Genomic DNA, 15962 nt, shown 5'->3' with positions numbered 1-15962 from the left:
TCTGCTAAATTTTAGTCTTAACGCCTTATTTTTATTAAACACTATCTCTGGCACGCCTATTGCATATTTTATTTTTAATGAAAAAAGTGTTGAAAAAAATGAAGGATTTGCTTGTCTCCATAACATTCTCAAAACCAAAGGAATTTGACAAGCTTAGTAAGAAGTATGAAAAAACCAAAAAGAAAGGAGGTGGGAGTAGAAAGGGATTAAAATGCTTTGTTTGATGTTATAGTTTTTATTAAAGAAAACAAAAAATTTAAAGGAGGAGGCTGTGGAATGAGTAAATTTAGGAAACTATACGAACTTATGATGGCTGGGGCAATATATCAAGCCCAGTGGGAAAAGAAGATGTCAGACAACATTCTGAAGAACAAAAAGAGGCTTTTAATTCTGATTGCTCTCATCTCTCCAATTCTGCTTGTATCTTTTTTAGGAGCTGCTGATTTCTTGGGTGGTAAGTCAGCCTATGCACCATCCCATTACACAACAACAGTTTTTATTGCTTCAATTGCGGTTGGTCTGGCAGCAGGTCTTATAACAGGATGTATCGGTGCAGGCGGAGGCTTTATCATCGCACCAGCTTTAATGGCAGCAGGAGTTAAAGGAATTCTGGCAGTAGGAACAGACCAGTTTCACATCTTTGCAAAGGCAATAATGGGAACAGTTATTCACAAAAAACTTGGTAATGTTTGCGTTGGACTTGCAGTTGCCTTTGTTATTGGTTCTGTATTGGGTGCAACCACAGGTGGTTACATTCAGAGAACAATTTATAACACAGACCCTGTATTGAGTGAGGCTTTCATCAGTATAATCTATGCTGTAATTCTTGGATTTTTAGGTTTTTATGGGCTTAGAGATTTTATAAAGCTTAAAAAAGCTGCTAAAGGTGGAGGACATGTTGATGCCCACGGTGGAGGACCTTTAACAACAACCAAACTTGCAATTAGCATTCAAAAAATTAACATCCCACCTATGATTAATTTTGATGAAGACTTTGGTGGAAGAAGAATATCATGGCTTTTTGTTGCTATGTGCGGTTTCTTGGTTGGACTTCTTGCAGCAGTTATGGGAGTTGGTGGCGGATTTGTAACATTCCCACTTTTTGTCTATGTTCTTGGAGTTTCCACACCAACAACAGTTGGAACTGATATATTGCAAATTATCTTTACAGCTGGTTATTCTTCAATAACTCAGTATGCTATTTACGGATATGTTTTCTATACTTTGGCAATGGGTCTTCTTCTTGGCTCTCTTATTGGAATTCAGATTGGTGCTCTTACAACAAAGGTAGTTCCTGGAATGGTAATAAGAGGATTCTGGGTTCTTACAATTTTAGCTGGATTTGCAAACAGAGCAAGTGTTGTTCCTGATAAATTAAGAAGCCTTGAGCTTTGGTCTATTTCAAAGGAAGCATGCGATATCATAATGCTTATTGGAAATGTTGTATTCTGGGTAGCGGTCGGAGGATTTGGTGTATGGGTATTAGGTAGTTTCTTTAAAAACTTAAAATCCTTTAGGGAGGAGGGATAATATGGCAGCTGATAAAAAACATCTAACATGGGGATTGATATTATTGGCAAGCTTTGCTGGAGTGTTAATACTCATTTTCGCTCCAATATATGGACAGGGAATGAACGGCCTTGAATATTCGGATGACTTATTCAACAAATTGGCAAAGGGTTCAGCCTATCAGATTCCTAAGCTAATTAAAGATGCTGAAAAATTTAAGGGAAAAGCTCTTGATGTTGTCATAGATGCTAAAAAACCTAATGATAAGCCGGGTGATGCTGAGAAAAGAGCTGAGAGAATTGCAAAGATATTCACAATTAATGGAGCTAAGGCGGAAGTTGATGGTTCAAAAGTCCACATAACAGGAGACTTTGGAGCAGTAATGCTTGCAGCCCTTGAGGATTCTGATCAGATGTATAAAAACAACGGTGATTTCATAAAGAAGAAATATGAAGTTACAGATGATGAAAAGATGAAACAGATGTTCAGACAGTGGCACAATGCCTTGAGCCTTGTTAATAAGAGACTGACCCTTGACAAAAAAGCTGAGGATGCAAATTTTGTTAAGAATGTCATTACAAAAGCCATTGAGCCTGCATATAATTTCTATGGAATTCCTGCAGTTAAAATTACGGAAAAAGCAGGCATTGCAACAGGACTTCTTGTATTTTATGTAATATACACAATCTGGTATGGCTTTGGAGTCCTTTATCTGTTTGAAGGATTAGGATTATCTACAAAAAAAGCAAAAGTAAAGAAGGAGGTCTAAGATGGCAATTGGTGCATGCCCATTAACAAAATTAGATAAGATACTCGTTGCAACTGATGGCTCAGAGGCAGCAAAATTTGCAGCTCAGGCTGCGGTTGAGCTTGCAAAACCATGTGGAAGCACTGTTTATGCTATATGCGTTGCAGAAGTTCCAATTTTTGCTGCCGAGTTTGTAGAAACTTTACCACAGGTAATTGATGTAATGGAAAAAAGAGCAAAACAGGCTTTGGATGATGTCAAGGCAGTAGCAGAGAAATCAGGGGTTAAATGCGAGACAATTAGTTACACAGGACCTGAGCCTTATAAGTATATTATTGATGAAGCGATTAAAAACAGCGTTGACCTGATTATTCTTGGCAAAAAAAGTGCTATGCTTGGCTCAGTTGGCAAAAAGGTAATCGGCAATGCACCTTGTAAGGTTCTTGTAATGCCTGTTGGAGCCACACTAAACTTTGAAAAGGTTCTTGTTGCAACAGATGGCTCTGTCTATAGTAATGTTGCTACAGCCGAGGCAATAGGAACAGCTAAAAGATTCAATAGTGAGCTTATTGCTGTATCTGTTGCAAAGAGAGATACAGATGTTCCCTATTGCGAAGAAGCGATAAAAGCAGTAAAAGAGGCAGCAGAGCGAGAAGGCGTTAAAGTTCAAACTTTAGTTTTAAGGGGAGAACCCTTTGAGCAGATAGCAGATGTAGCAAATAAAAATGCTGTTGGAATTATATTTATGGGCACATACGGTAAAACAGGCATTGAAAAATTCTTCATGGGAAGTGTCACGGAAAGAGTTATAGGCACAGTAGCCAGACCCGTAATGGTTGTGAGAAAGAAGTAATAAGTCTTTTCTCAAGGGAGAGGTTACAGCTTCTCCCTTTTTTTTTATCCAAATAAAGTATAATAAAAAAATGCCTTTTCAAAAATTAATAAATAAATTACTCGCCTTTGTTGAAAGATATCATCCTTTCAATATTAAGTATTTCAAACTAATTATATCTATTGCGATGCTAATTCTTTTAGGTATGGTTTTGTTTTTAGGATGGATGTCAACCCATAAGGTAAAAGAGATTGTAGTAGAGAATTTTAATCAGCAACAACTTATGCTTGCAAAGCATGCTGCTAAACAGATTGAAAACTCCATTGAGACATTAAAAAGAGAGATTACTCTCCTTAGTTTATCCCCTGCAATTCAATATTCAGAAAAACCCGCGCTAATAAACAGAATGAACATTACATTTTCAAGTGTGAAATTTGAAGGTGTAAAGGAGATAAAATTCATTGAAAACAGCACAAAAAAGACTTACAGAATAATTGAAGATAAGAAGTGCATGATTGAGAATTTACAAAAAGAAGACGAGCAATTTATTAGATGGGCATCTGATGAGAAAAACAAAGGGGAAGTATATTTTACTGAGATTGTAAAGTGTGAAACTGACCCAAAAGTACTTATTATGAAAATGGTCATCCCTGTTTGGCAGATTTCAATTGATGAGTCCCACCCTGTGGCTACTAATAAATTTTCAGGAGCAATAGTTTTTACAGTTGATGTTACACATTTGGTAAGAAAAATTACTAAAGAAATAAGATCAGGTAAAACAGGATATGCTTGGGTAATTGATCATAAAGGAATTTTTCTTTATCATGAGGAGAGCGGATTTATAGGAGAAAATGCATTTGAAGCAAGAAAAGGTAAAAAGCCTACAATATCATTTACACGAATAAATGAAATTCAACGAGAGAAAATGCTTAGGGGAGAAGAAGGCACAAGCTGGTATATATCTGGATGGCATAGAGGCGAAGAAGGAGAGATAAAGAAATTAATTGCCTACGCACCAATTAAAATTAAAGAGAGTCCACAACCTATTATTTGGTCAATAGCTGTAGTTGCACCAATTAGTGAGGTTGATGGAGCAATACATTCCATACATGTTCAACAGTTTATACTGCAGGGAATAATAATCATAGTTATTTTATTTGGTGGACTTTTTATTAATTTTATTCTTGTTTCATGGTCAAATCTCCTTGAAAAGGAGGTGGCTAAGAAAACTGCAGAGTTAAAGAAATCTGAAGAAAAATACAAATCTCTTATTGAAAATGCTGAGGATATAATTTTTACTGCGGACAATGAGGGCAGGATTCTTTCTATCAACAAGTTTGGAATTAAGTTTTTTAAGAAGCCTGAAGAAGAAATTTTGAATCAAAGCGCTTCTCAGATATTTGTTCCAGATGGCAACATGCTTTATATCAATATCAAGCAAATATTTAAAACAGGAGAAAGCAGACAGATAATACACAGAATAACATCCGATATGAAGGATTATCTCTTTAACACTAATCTGCAGGCTTTAAAGGATGAAAATGGAAATATATATGCTGTTCTTGCAATATCTCGTGATATCACTGTAAGAAAAAAGATGGAAGAGCAGAGTTACTACACAGAGAAGTTGGCTTCAATTGGAACACTTGCAGCTGGAGTTGCTCATGAAATAAATAATCCTCTTGCAATAATCTTGGGCTTTACAGAGATTTTACTTGAGAAGACTAATCCTGAGTCACAGGAATATGATATTCTAAAGACAATAGAAAAGCAGGCAACTAATGCTAAAAGAATAGTTGAAAATCTGTTAAGTTTTGTAAGACACAAGGAACATAAGGAACAGCTTGTAAACATAAATGAATGTATTGAAACTGTTCTTGATGTTATGAAAAACACTATTAACATAAATAACATTGAATTAAAAAAGCATTTGCAAGAAGATTTACCATTGGTAAAAGGAGATCCGGGTGAACTACAGCAGGTATTTTTTAATATTATCAACAATGCAATTTATGTAATGAAGGGCGGAGGAACATTAACTATAGAGACAAGATTTAAAGATGAATGGATTGAGATTTGCATAGCTGATACAGGATGCGGAATTAAAAAGGAACACAGGCAGAAGATATTTGATCCCTTCTTTACGACAAAGGAAGTAGGTAAAGGAACAGGGCTTGGATTGTGGGTTTCATATAATATTATCAAAAAGCATAATGGTATAATAACCTTTGAGACTAAGACAAAAGAGGAATGCGAGGAGACTGGAACTAAATTTATAATAAAATTACCACATGCAAAGGAGTAAAATTAGGAGGGAAATATGCCAGAAAAAATTCTTATAGTTGACGATGAGCCTGATATGCTCAAGCTTTTGTCCATGATAATCAGAGACAAAACACCGTATGAGATAACTACCACAAACAATCCTGTTGAAGCAGTTGAACTTGTAAGAAAAGGTAGCTTTGATATTGTAATTACTGATTTAAAAATGCCAGGACTTGACGGACTTCAGCTTCTTGATGAAGCCAAAAAGCGAGATGAAGATGTACCAGTAATTATCATTACCGCCTATGGAACAATTGATGCAGCAACTGAGGCAATTCAAAAAGGTGGCTTTGACTTCATAACTAAGCCGTTCAAAAAGGAACAAATTCTCTTTACAATTGAAAAGGCTGTAAAGTGGTTAAAGGTTCAGCGGGAAAACAAAATGCTTAAGGAGAAACTAAAATCTGGCTCTTAATTCCAGATATCCTTGATGTATTTACTTATGAATTCGTCTCTATACATCTGAGCGACGATATCATTGAATAGAACCATATCAAGCTGTTTTGTGTAGGCAGTAAGTTTGCCTAAAATTTCAAGTCTTTTCTCAATTTCTGGAATGTTGTATTTTGTAAGTATTGCATCAATAACATCTTCTCTGATTGTTACTCTGAATCCCATTTTCTTAAGAATTTCACTGATTAGCCATACTCTTCTTAATCTTCTATCCACAGCAGCACCACCGCCTTTGAAGAAGAATTTTATGTAGTTGTCATTTATGTTTTCTCCTGCATAGGCTTCAATTTGAGAGAAATGGTAACCTAAACGAATGCTAAAGTTCATATAGTTTTTTGTTATGATACAGAAGCTCTTTTTAGCTGTTTCTCTTAGTTGTTCTTCAGGTATAGATACTGTATGGGCAACCATTTCAAGAAATCCTCCTGCATCAACAGGCGGTGGACCGGGCCACTGCATTGATTTCATTCCACGCAGAATAGCTTGAAACGGAATGGAAAGAATATCTTCAGGTGTTGCTTTTTTTACTCCTTCCCTTAATCCATCTTCTATATCAATAATTAAAATCCCAATGGGAATTCCTGCTAAAAGAGGCACAGCATGATGTTCACTGTCATATTTATCCCACATTGTAAACATCTCATACATCACCATCTCATGGCAGAATCTTGTTATATCGTGGAAAGTCTTACAGTTTTCAGGTTTGAAATCCGGTGAAGTAGGGTCAACCAGTGTCAGTGGAACTATGTGTTTCAAGACTTTTTCAAGAGTCTTAAACAGTATTGTTTCCCTGAAAGGCTCTTTAATTTTTTTATAAGCTTCTATAAGTTCTTCAACTTTTCCTTCATAGATTACGCAGTGAGTTGCATCAACAGTTATCTCTTGTCCATGCTTTATAATTTTTGTTGCATTTTCAGTATTAATTAAAGTTGGTACGTTGTATTCCCTTGAAAGAGATGCCATGTGACCAGTAGGACTTCCTATATCTGTTACAATTGCAGAAGCCTTATTCATTATTAAAACATATTTTGGATTTGTATGTTTTGCAACTAAAATCGCACCTTCAGGGAAATCCTGAAGTTCTTCCTCATGCTGAAGGACAAAGGCTTTACCATATCCTACTCCTTTGCAGGCAGTAATGCCACCTTCTAAGACAATGTTATAGCCCTTGATTCTTGTAGGAAGAACAACTTTTGATTCAGGCTTCTTTTCTAAAACTCTCAATGGTCTTGCTTGAAGTATGAAAATCGTTCCATCCTCATCAATAGCCCATTCAATATCCTGTGAAATACCATAGTAGTTCTCTATCTGAACAGCCATATGAGACAAGGATATTATCTCTTCTTCACTCAAAGCAAACTGGGAAGGCGAATCAGGCAAGGGAATCTCTTCAATATCACCTTCTTCTTTACAGATAAGCATTTTATTTTGTTTCCCGGGAATTTTTTCTAAGATTTTCATCTCTGGAGTCCTTGAAACAACATAGGTTTCTGCGTTCACAGTTCCGTCAACAATAAGTTTTCCAAGCCCCCTTACAGCGCTTATAATAATGTTTTCACTTTCAGGATTATTGGGATTCTTTGAATACATGACTCCACCTGCCTTTGCATTAACCATTTTGAGAACTCCAACAGCCATAGCCATTTCGTTCTCAGAGAATCCCTTTGTTTTATAGTAAAAAATTGCCCTCTTATTAAAAAGGCTTGCTACTACTTTTTTATGATAATATGGGATTAAATGTTCTGGCACATTTAGATAAGAAGAATACTGCCCTGCAAAGCTGAAATCAGAGTCTTCATGAATTGCGCTGCTTCGGACAGAAACATTGCATTTTTTTCCTGTTTTATTGCATAACTCTTCGTATGCTTTTTTTATAGAGTTTTCAATCTCTTTTGGAATTTCTGCATTTATAATAAGTTCTTGAATTTTTTTACTTCCTTCTTCAAGTTCTTCAATTTTATTTATATCAATACTGTTAATGATTTCAGATATTTTTTCTTTCAGATTTGCAGCTTCCAAAAATTTAACAAATGCATAAGATGTAATAACAAAGCCTTCTGGTGCAGGTATTTTCAATTCATTTTTAAGCTCAGCAAGATGTGCAATCTTACCACCAGCAATATTAACTGAGTCTTTATCAAGTTTCTCAAGGGGAATTGCAAAATCTGTTTTAGGGATTTCAATTCTTGCTGCCAGAGTTTTTTCAATTTTTTCTCGGATTTCTCTGCAAACTTTTTCTAATACTTGGTACTTACCATCTGATAGGGCATTCAGATTTTTAATTATATTTTCAACTCCATCAGATATTGATTTTACTGTTGTTTTTATATAGGCACTATCAAAAAGATATTCACCTGTTAGCTTTTCCTCAAGGTCTGCCATTAGGCTTAATACATGATTGTTACTTTGAAGGACGCCCTGAAAATAGGAATACTTTTCTTTAAATAACTCTTTCAGTTTTTTTCTCTCCTCTATTTTCCTTGCCTTAGACTTGAAAAATCCAAAAAAATCTATCATGCTTAATTATAACCTAATTATAGCCTAAATTGTGCGATTCAAGGATGTCATGCGGGGATTTTTTTCATTGCGAGGACTTCCCCCTTATCGTCATTATGAGGACGCTCTTTCATCGTCATTGCAATAGATCGCCATACCTTCGGCTTGCGACAGTCACCCCATTCCGTATTTGCGAGGATTTCTCCTTCTTGTCATTGCGAGCCTCATGGTTTATTTTTTCCGTCATTTCAAGGCATCCTGACGGATGCCTCGCAATGACGGAAAAAAATAAACTGCAAGCTTAGGATGAGAGAAAAAAATAAACCGTGAGGCGTGCAATGACAGACCAATTAAACGGCAATCATGCAATGACAGGTTAACAGAGGTTGTCTATAAAAAATCGCTCAATTTAGGTATAACGAATTTTAATTGTTTTATAACAAAATTTTTTTTGACAAATTTTTTCATAGTTAGTATGATAATTAATATTACAATGTTACATTATAACAATGTTATAATATTATAACAATATAACAAAGAGGTAAGTATGGTTGAGTTAATTAGCAGAGATGAACATGAAAAGTTGTATATGCAACTATTTGAAATTTTAAAGAGAAAAATTGAAAACAAAGAATGGACTCCGGACATGCAGATACCAACAGAAGACCAGCTATGCAGAATGTTTAATGTAAGCAGAGCAACAGTAAGAAATGCTGTTTTGGAATTGGTAAGGCAAGGATATCTTGTAAGACAGCAAGGGAAGGGAACATTTGTAAGCAAAAGTTATATTTCAGAAGGTCTAATCATGACTACAGTATTCAAAAAACTATGGGTTGAAGATGAGTCGGGTTTCAGGAAAGATGTTCTTGCAAAGACAGTTATGATGCCTGTTGGAGACTTAAGTAAAGAGTTGAATGTTCCAGAAAACAGACATGTAATTTATATAAAGGTGTTATGGTTTTTTGAAGATAAACCTTCAATTCTTCAGGAAGCCTTTGTGCCGTTTAATATATGTCCTCAGATACTTGAAGAAGACCTTGAAACTCAATCAATAATTGACCTTTTTGAGAAAAAATACAGCATAAGAACAACGAGTGTGAACAATTATTTTGAATTGCAGTTTTTAAACAAAGAGAGTTCTCAAAGTTTACAGGCGGTAGAAGGCGAGCCTGCAATTTGTCTGACTCAAAAAGTTTTTTCAGGCGATACAGTGATTCTTTTGAATAGATTTTATAAAAAGAATGACAGCAATAAATTATTTATTGCTTTTCAGAGAAAAGCATTATAAACCTTAGGAGGTGGGGTATGTCAGATGGAAAATTAGTAAAGGATGTTATGTTGGGAATATTTGAGTATCCTCATATTCCCTACTGGTTCAGCATTGAACAGGCTATTAAGGTTGTGAAGGCTTCTTTTATTTCTACCCAGAAGCACACAGACCCTCTTGCAGTTTTAGTATTTGATGAGAAGTATAATCTTTTAGGAACCGTGACGCTCAAGGATATTTTGAAAGGTCTTGAACCTTCTTTTCTTAAGCCACCTGCAAAGGCACAGGTTCCAGAAGAGGAAAAAACAGGATTAACAATTGTCTGGGACAGTCTTTTCACTCAAGAGTCTAAAAAACTTGCCCAGAAGCCTGTTAGCGAAATAATGGTTCCTGCAAAGCATTTTGTTGACCCCTCTGACCCTGTTACAAAGGCTGCTTACTTTATGATTCACTTTGAACTGCCTGTGCTACCTGTGATTGAGGACAAAAAGAAGTTTGTGGGCATTGTAAGAATGGTTGAAGTATTTGATGCAATTTCACAGGAAATAATTAAGGAATAGGAGGAGGAGATGGCAGAGAAAAAAAGACCAGAAGGTTTACCTGAACCACCACCAGAAATTTATGTGGCAAAGGAAAAAAGAAAAATTCCTTGGAAGAGAATCTTCTTTATATTTCTGGGACTTGCCTTTTTCTTTGGAATCTATTTTTCCCCAGCATGGCCAGATGCTGTTGATCCAATGGGAAAGCATTTTCCCCTCTCAAAAGAAGCTAAGGGTGCTATAGCGCTTTTTATGCTTGCTGGTATATGGTGGGTATTTGAAGTCGTGCCAATAGGTGTTACAAGTATAGCAATAGGTGTATTTCAAGCACTCTTTGCAATCCGTTCAGCAAAGGATGCATTTCGTGATTTTATGGATCCTTCAGTTATGTTCATTTTTGGTTCTGTTGTTGTCGGACTTGCATTTACAAGAACAGGACTTACAAAGCGTTTAGCATACAATATGCTCAATGTTGTTGGAGAAAGAACAAGCATGATTGTTCTTGGTGCTTTGTGTGTAACAGCTGCATTAGCTCATCTTATGGCACATACTGCCGCAGCAGCTACAGTGTTTCCAATACTTCTTGCAATAAATGCACTCTATGGAGAAGGGGATAAGCCCACTAAGTTTGGAAAGGCGCTTTTCATTGGAATGGCTTATGCAGCTGGTGCGGGAAGTATTGTTACATTTTTAGGTGCTGCAAGAGGTCCTGCAGCAGCTGGAATGTTTAAAGAGTTTACAGGAAGAGACATTGGATTTTTTGAATTAACAAAATATATGTTTTTAATTGGATGGATAATGGTTTTTCTCATCTGGTTGTATTTGATGATTTTCCTCAGACCCGAGAAAAGCGTTATTCCGGGATTAAAACAGAAAGTAAAAACTATGATGAAAGACCTTGGTCCAATGACAGGTCAGGAGAAGTTTGTAATAATCTGTGTTCTTGCAGTTATTGTAGTAATGTCGCTTCAGTCATTTGTTCCAGCTCTTAAACCACTTGATCGTTCTGCAATAATGCTATGTTCAACATTGCTTTTCTTCCTTACTGGCGTTCTTACAATTAAAGAGCTTGAAGATATTCCATGGAACATTATTTTGCTCTTCAGTGGTGCAATGAGCATAGGTTTTTGTCTATGGAAAACGGGTGCTGCACAGTGGCTTGCTGTTAACTGGCTTGTAATGTTTCAGAATGCTCCATGGCTTATATTTGTTCTTGGTATAGCAACATTTGTTCTTCTAATGACCAACTTCATAATGAATGTTGCAGCTATTGCTATTTCACTTCCTGTTTCTCTTGTTATTGCAAATTATCTTGGAGTTGCACCAGATGTAATACTTTATGCATCCCTTGTTACAGCAGGTATGCCATTTGTACTACTGATTGGAGCAGCACCTAATGCAATAGCCTATCAGTCGGGGCAGTTTACACCAGGAGAGTTTTTCAAGCATGGAATTATCATGAGTATTGTGCTTATATTGGTTTTAGCAGTATTTCTTGTCACAGTATGGCCCCTTTTGGGAATGCCAATACTTTTGAAATAGGAGGTAGGCTATGGTTATAAAGCCTATTTTAGAAAGGATATTTGGTAGATTTTATAAAGAGTATGATTTTTTAAAAAAGTCATACGATGTTCTGAAAGATTTTGGCTTTACTGATGATAACGCAATTGCATCGGTTTGTGTATGCAGAGATGAGATTTGTCAGACAGTTAGAAGTCATGTAAAAAGAATGTGGGGAGAGGCTTTCAATTTCTCCAGTCTTGCCGGTCTTTTCACAGCCGGCAAGACTGGCATGAAAGCTTTTATAAGTCATGCACCTAAGGTTGAGGGAAAGGAAAGGTATGTTTTTTATGCCTTCTCCCATATTGCCATTGATGAAAATGAGAATATGGGAGTCTGTAAAAGAAAAGGACTTGAAAAATCGCATGCTTGCGGTGCCTTATGCCTTTTTCTTAATGAGCTTTCAAGTGGAAAAATCAATATAAGGCTTGATGAGGATGACATTGAAGAGAGTCTTTTAAAAAGAAGGATTCTCAGAGAGCTTAAATATGGAGAGGTTCCTGACCTTCTCACCTTAACAAAGATTACGCTTAAAGCAATTGTTGAAGATTTAGAACACATCATTGAAAAGGTCGTGGATCAGAAAAAGGCTGACTATGCAGTTATCTCAGGAATTCAGGTTCACGGACCAGAGGAAAACTACATTGTTCCAGATGAATGTTATGTAGTTATTGATTGTGAAAAGAAAAAACTGAAGATTTAAGGAGGACTCATGAAAAAGATAATTTTGTCCTTGCTGTTTTGTTTTATAATTTTCAATGTCTCTGCTTTTGCTGAGGAAAAGTCTGCAGATTTTGATATATTTTTTATCTCAGGAGCAGTTCTTGATCCCCATAAGGAGCCAGTGAAAGAGGCTGAGATATCCCTTTTTGTTAATGGAAAGCCTCATAAGATAATTGCAGACCATAAAGAAATTGATAAGACCGTCACCTCATCTCATGGAACATTTCAGATTCAGTTTTACTTACCAAAGGGAACGATTGACAATGCGAAGATTCAGATTGAGATTTTAAAAAGCTCTTACAAGAAAACAACCGTTGAGTTTAAAAAAGATGATTTCGCAGTAAAGGGTAATGAGTTTTACTTAAATAAAGACATAATTTTTCAGAGGCATTTAGGTCCTGCTTTCTGGATTGCAACTATAGTATTTCTTCTTGCCTATGTATTAATATCTTTTGAACTTCTTCACAGAACAGTTGCTGCCATGATTGGTGCTGCAACAATGCTCATTTTAACCTACACAATCGGAACAATAAATCCGGAGTATCATATTATCTCCTTTGAAAGAGCAATTGAAGCCATTGACATGAATGTTATCTTTCTTTTAATGGGAATGATGATAATTATTGGAGTGTTGAAACACACAGGAGTATTCCAGTGGTGTGCATACATGTCATACAAAATCGCAAAGGGAAATGTAATGACCCTTGCAATTATTTCATGCATATTCATAGGAGTTACCTCCTCATTTCTTGATAATGTTACAACAATGCTTCTTTACACTCCAGTGCTTATTGAGATTGCAATTGCCCTTAAGATTAATCCCCTTTCCCTTTTAATTCCCGGTATAATGGCATCAAATATTGGTGGAACAGCAACTTTGATTGGTGACCCACCAAACATAATGATTGGCTCTTACACCGGGCTTACATTTATGCAGTTTGTATATAACTTAACAATCCCTGTAGCAATTTCCCTTGTAGCTTTATTTCTTTACAATAAGTTTTTCTATTCAAAGGAATATAAAAAAGGCAGGGTAGAGGATATAAATGCATTTATAAGCTATTTAAGGGAAGAATACAAAATAACAGATAAGGTTCTTCTTGGATATGGACTTGTTGGCATGGCGGTGGTTGTTTTCTTCTTTGCAACACATGGTATATGGCATATGGAAGTGAGTATTCCAGCTCTTTTTGGAGCAGGTGCCTTATTTATGTACGCGATTGTAACAAAAAGAGTAAAGATGCTTGAGCTTATTGAAAAAGACATTGAATGGCCCACATTGCTATTTTTCATATTCTTATTTATCATAGTAGGAGCAGTTGAGGAAGCAGGGCTTTTGGCAGTGATTGCAGACTGGGTTCATAATCTCTCTCAAGGTAACTTAACTCTTGCTATATGTCTTATTCTATGGGTCTCAGCAATAATGAGCGCATTTGTTGACAACATTCCGTTTACAGCTACAATGCTTCCAATTGTTGCTTATCTTACAAAGGTAATTCCTGGTGCAGAGAGCAATGTTCTTTGGTGGGCTTTGGCATTGGGAGCATGCTTTGGAGGCAATGGAACTCTTATAGGTGCTTCAGCCAATGTTGTTACGATCGGAATTGCAGAGAGTGCTGGGCATAGAATAAGCTTTTTCGGATTTTTTAAGTATGCATTCCCTTATATGGTTATAAGTGTTGCAATTGCAAATTTATGGCTTTTGCTGTTTTACTAATATACGGAGGTATGAATTATGGCAAAATGTGCATTTGAAAAAATTTTAATGCCAGTGGACAGAAGCGAGCATTCAAAGAGGGCAATAAATTTTGCTGGTGCATTGCTTTCTGGAGTTGAAGGCTCAGGCATTACAATTCTTTATGTCATGAAAGGTGGCTATCTCAGTGAACACATGAAAAATATTGATTTCAGAGCAGAATTAATTAAGCAGTCAGAGACTTTTAAGAAAATTAGGGCAAAACATATTGAAGAAAACATAATGCCATTTCTTACAGATTATGAAGCTACTTTAAAGGTAAAGGGTTTTAAGGGAAGCATTGCAAAACTTATTGAAGAAGGAGAACCGGGAAATAAGATAATAGAGATAGCATCGCATGAGGGCTTTCAGACTTTAATTATGGCAAGAAGAGGAATGTCAGATTGGAAAGGATATATTATTGGAAGTGTTTCCCAGAGAGTAATACATGGTTTGTACAATGCAAATATCTATATTGTTGGACAGAAAGTGCCAGAGCCATTTACTTTAAACATACTTTTACCTGTGGACGGTTCAGATTATTCAATGAAGGCAGTTCAGCATGTAGCATGCCTTGCAAGTAAAATTTCAGCAGTAAGGAAAATTACAATTTTCAGAGTTATTAATGTCTCCCTTTATCTTGAAAGAGTAAGGCAGGGAATTGACCCTGAGGCAGAGGCAGAAGAGATTTTAAAGAAAGCAAAGGAAATGTTAATGGATGAAGGCATCTCAGAGAATTTAATTTTGACAAAAAGCAAATTAGGTTTTCCAAAGGATGAGATTTTAAAGGAGATAGAAGAGGGTGGTTACAATTTAGTAATCATGGGAAGAAAGGGACGCTCAGCATTAAAGGATATTGTTCTTGGTGGAGTAAGCTCGGCAGTTTTAAATCAGTGCATTGAACCGACTATAGCGATAATTAATCTTTAAGGGAATAAAATGGGGAAATTGAAAATTCTTCTTGTTGATGATGAGGTTGATTTTGTTACTACTCTTTCTGAGAGACTTTCCATGAGGGATTATGATGTTAGAGTTGCCACTTCAGCTGTGGAAGCAATGCCTTTGATTTATAGTTATAGCCCTCATCTTGTTATACTTGATATTAACATACCAGAAATTAATGGCACAGAGTTTCTTAAATTGATTAAAAAAGTTAATCCTACAATTGAGGTGATAATGCTTACAGCTTATGGAAATGTCAATTATATTGAAGAATCTTTGAAATTTGGAGCACTGGAATATATAATTAAACCAATTGACCTGAAAGAGCTTATAATAAAAATAGAAAGAGTTAGAGAAAAAATTCAAAAAAGGGGGGAATTTAAATGACAAATGAAGAACTGAAGGCGAATGTTTTACTTGTTGATGATGAGGAACAGTTTTTAAAGGTTGTTTCACAAAGGCTTGGAATGAGAGGACTTAAATTAGAAACTGCAACAAGTGGTGATGAAGCAATTAAAAAAACTGATCAGAGGGATTTTGATGCTATTATTCTTGACCTTGTCATGCCAGGGAAAAGCGGAATAGAGGTTTTGAAGGAGATAAGAAGTAAACATCCTGATTTACAGATAATTATTTTGACTGGTCATGGTAGTGTTGAAGCAGGAGTTGAGGCTATTAAAGAAGGTGCAATGGATTTCTTACAAAAGCCTGTAGATATTGAAAAGCTTCTTGAAAAGATATCTGAGGCTAAAAATAAAAGATTTCTTATCATTAAAAAGAAAACTGAGGAACATCTTAAAGAGATTCTTCAAACAAAACCTTGGTAATAATAA

General features: G+C 35.9%; 15 protein-coding genes. 14 read left to right on the top strand and 1 reads right to left on the bottom strand.

All coding sequences use genetic code 11. From position 1 onward, the window contains the following. Positions 1-77 precede the first annotated feature (77 nt). From ACYQ3P_RS01160 to ACYQ3P_RS01135, 6 genes are all read left to right on the top strand, one after another. A complete protein-coding gene (locus ACYQ3P_RS01160) occupies positions 78-224 on the top strand; it encodes a hypothetical protein (protein WP_460176125.1) in 147 nt (48 codons plus the stop codon). A gap of 52 nt (positions 225-276) precedes the next feature. Then, positions 277-1530: a sulfite exporter TauE/SafE family protein gene (locus ACYQ3P_RS01155; RefSeq protein WP_460176124.1), complete on the top strand. Its 1254-nt coding sequence runs from the start codon at positions 277-279 to the stop codon at positions 1528-1530. Position 1531: 1 nt separating this feature from the next. Beyond that, the gene (locus ACYQ3P_RS01150) at positions 1532-2278 is read left to right on the top strand and encodes a hypothetical protein (protein ID WP_460176123.1); all 747 of its coding nucleotides are present in this window, start codon (positions 1532-1534) and stop codon (positions 2276-2278) included. 1 nt (position 2279) lies between these two features. Next, complete coding sequence (locus tag ACYQ3P_RS01145; RefSeq protein ID WP_460176122.1) at positions 2280-3110, top strand: universal stress protein; 831 nt, start codon at positions 2280-2282, stop codon at positions 3108-3110. Between the two features lie 70 nt (positions 3111-3180). Further along, positions 3181-5394 (top strand): sensor histidine kinase, encoded by a 2214-nt coding sequence (locus ACYQ3P_RS01140; RefSeq protein ID WP_460176121.1) that lies wholly within the window; start codon positions 3181-3183, stop codon positions 5392-5394. A gap of 15 nt (positions 5395-5409) precedes the next feature. Continuing rightward, the gene (locus ACYQ3P_RS01135; protein ID WP_460176120.1) at positions 5410-5829 is read left to right on the top strand and encodes a sigma-54-dependent transcriptional regulator; all 420 of its coding nucleotides are present in this window, start codon (positions 5410-5412) and stop codon (positions 5827-5829) included. On the opposite strand, the gene ACYQ3P_RS01130 is transcribed toward ACYQ3P_RS01135, so the two are convergent. Beyond that, positions 5826-8384 carry a PEP/pyruvate-binding domain-containing protein gene (locus ACYQ3P_RS01130; RefSeq protein ID WP_460176119.1) on the bottom strand — a complete coding sequence of 853 codons (2559 nt, stop codon included), beginning with the start codon at positions 8382-8384 and terminating at the stop codon, positions 5826-5828. The genes ACYQ3P_RS01135 and ACYQ3P_RS01130 overlap by 4 nt on opposite strands. A gap of 526 nt (positions 8385-8910) precedes the next feature. Between ACYQ3P_RS01130 and ACYQ3P_RS01125 the strand changes: the two genes are divergently transcribed. Genes ACYQ3P_RS01125 through ACYQ3P_RS01090 form a run of 8 tightly spaced genes read left to right on the top strand, consistent with a single transcriptional unit; the run spans position 8911 to position 15956 of the window. Continuing rightward, entirely contained in the window at positions 8911-9651 is a 741-nt protein-coding gene (locus ACYQ3P_RS01125) for a GntR family transcriptional regulator (protein ID WP_460176118.1), read from the top strand. A 17-nt stretch (positions 9652-9668) separates the two neighbouring features. Next, positions 9669-10190, top strand: a complete 522-nt coding sequence (locus ACYQ3P_RS01120; protein WP_460176117.1) for a CBS domain-containing protein — start codon at positions 9669-9671, stop codon at positions 10188-10190. A gap of 9 nt (positions 10191-10199) precedes the next feature. Next, entirely contained in the window at positions 10200-11711 is a 1512-nt protein-coding gene (locus ACYQ3P_RS01115; RefSeq protein ID WP_460176116.1) for a DASS family sodium-coupled anion symporter, read from the top strand. Between the two features lie 10 nt (positions 11712-11721). After that, positions 11722-12432, top strand: a complete 711-nt coding sequence (locus ACYQ3P_RS01110) for a hypothetical protein (RefSeq protein ID WP_460176115.1) — start codon at positions 11722-11724, stop codon at positions 12430-12432. Positions 12433-12441: 9 nt separating this feature from the next. After that, positions 12442-14169: an ArsB/NhaD family transporter gene (locus ACYQ3P_RS01105; RefSeq protein WP_460176114.1), complete on the top strand. Its 1728-nt coding sequence runs from the start codon at positions 12442-12444 to the stop codon at positions 14167-14169. Positions 14170-14187: 18 nt separating this feature from the next. Next, positions 14188-15117, top strand: coding sequence for a universal stress protein (locus ACYQ3P_RS01100; RefSeq protein ID WP_460176113.1), 930 nt, complete (start codon positions 14188-14190; stop codon positions 15115-15117). A gap of 9 nt (positions 15118-15126) precedes the next feature. Continuing rightward, on the top strand, positions 15127-15516 hold the full coding sequence (locus ACYQ3P_RS01095; protein ID WP_460176112.1) for a response regulator: 390 nt from the start codon (positions 15127-15129) through the stop codon (positions 15514-15516). Then, positions 15513-15956: a response regulator gene (locus tag ACYQ3P_RS01090; protein ID WP_460176111.1), complete on the top strand. Its 444-nt coding sequence runs from the start codon at positions 15513-15515 to the stop codon at positions 15954-15956. The genes ACYQ3P_RS01095 and ACYQ3P_RS01090 overlap by 4 nt, the downstream gene beginning before the upstream one ends. The last annotated feature ends 6 nt before the right edge of the window (positions 15957-15962 follow it).

The sequence above is a fragment of the Thermodesulfovibrio hydrogeniphilus genome, assembly GCF_054657355.1.
The sequence above is the reverse complement of the archived record's forward strand: the minus strand, read 5'-3'. Positions and strand labels throughout refer to the sequence as shown.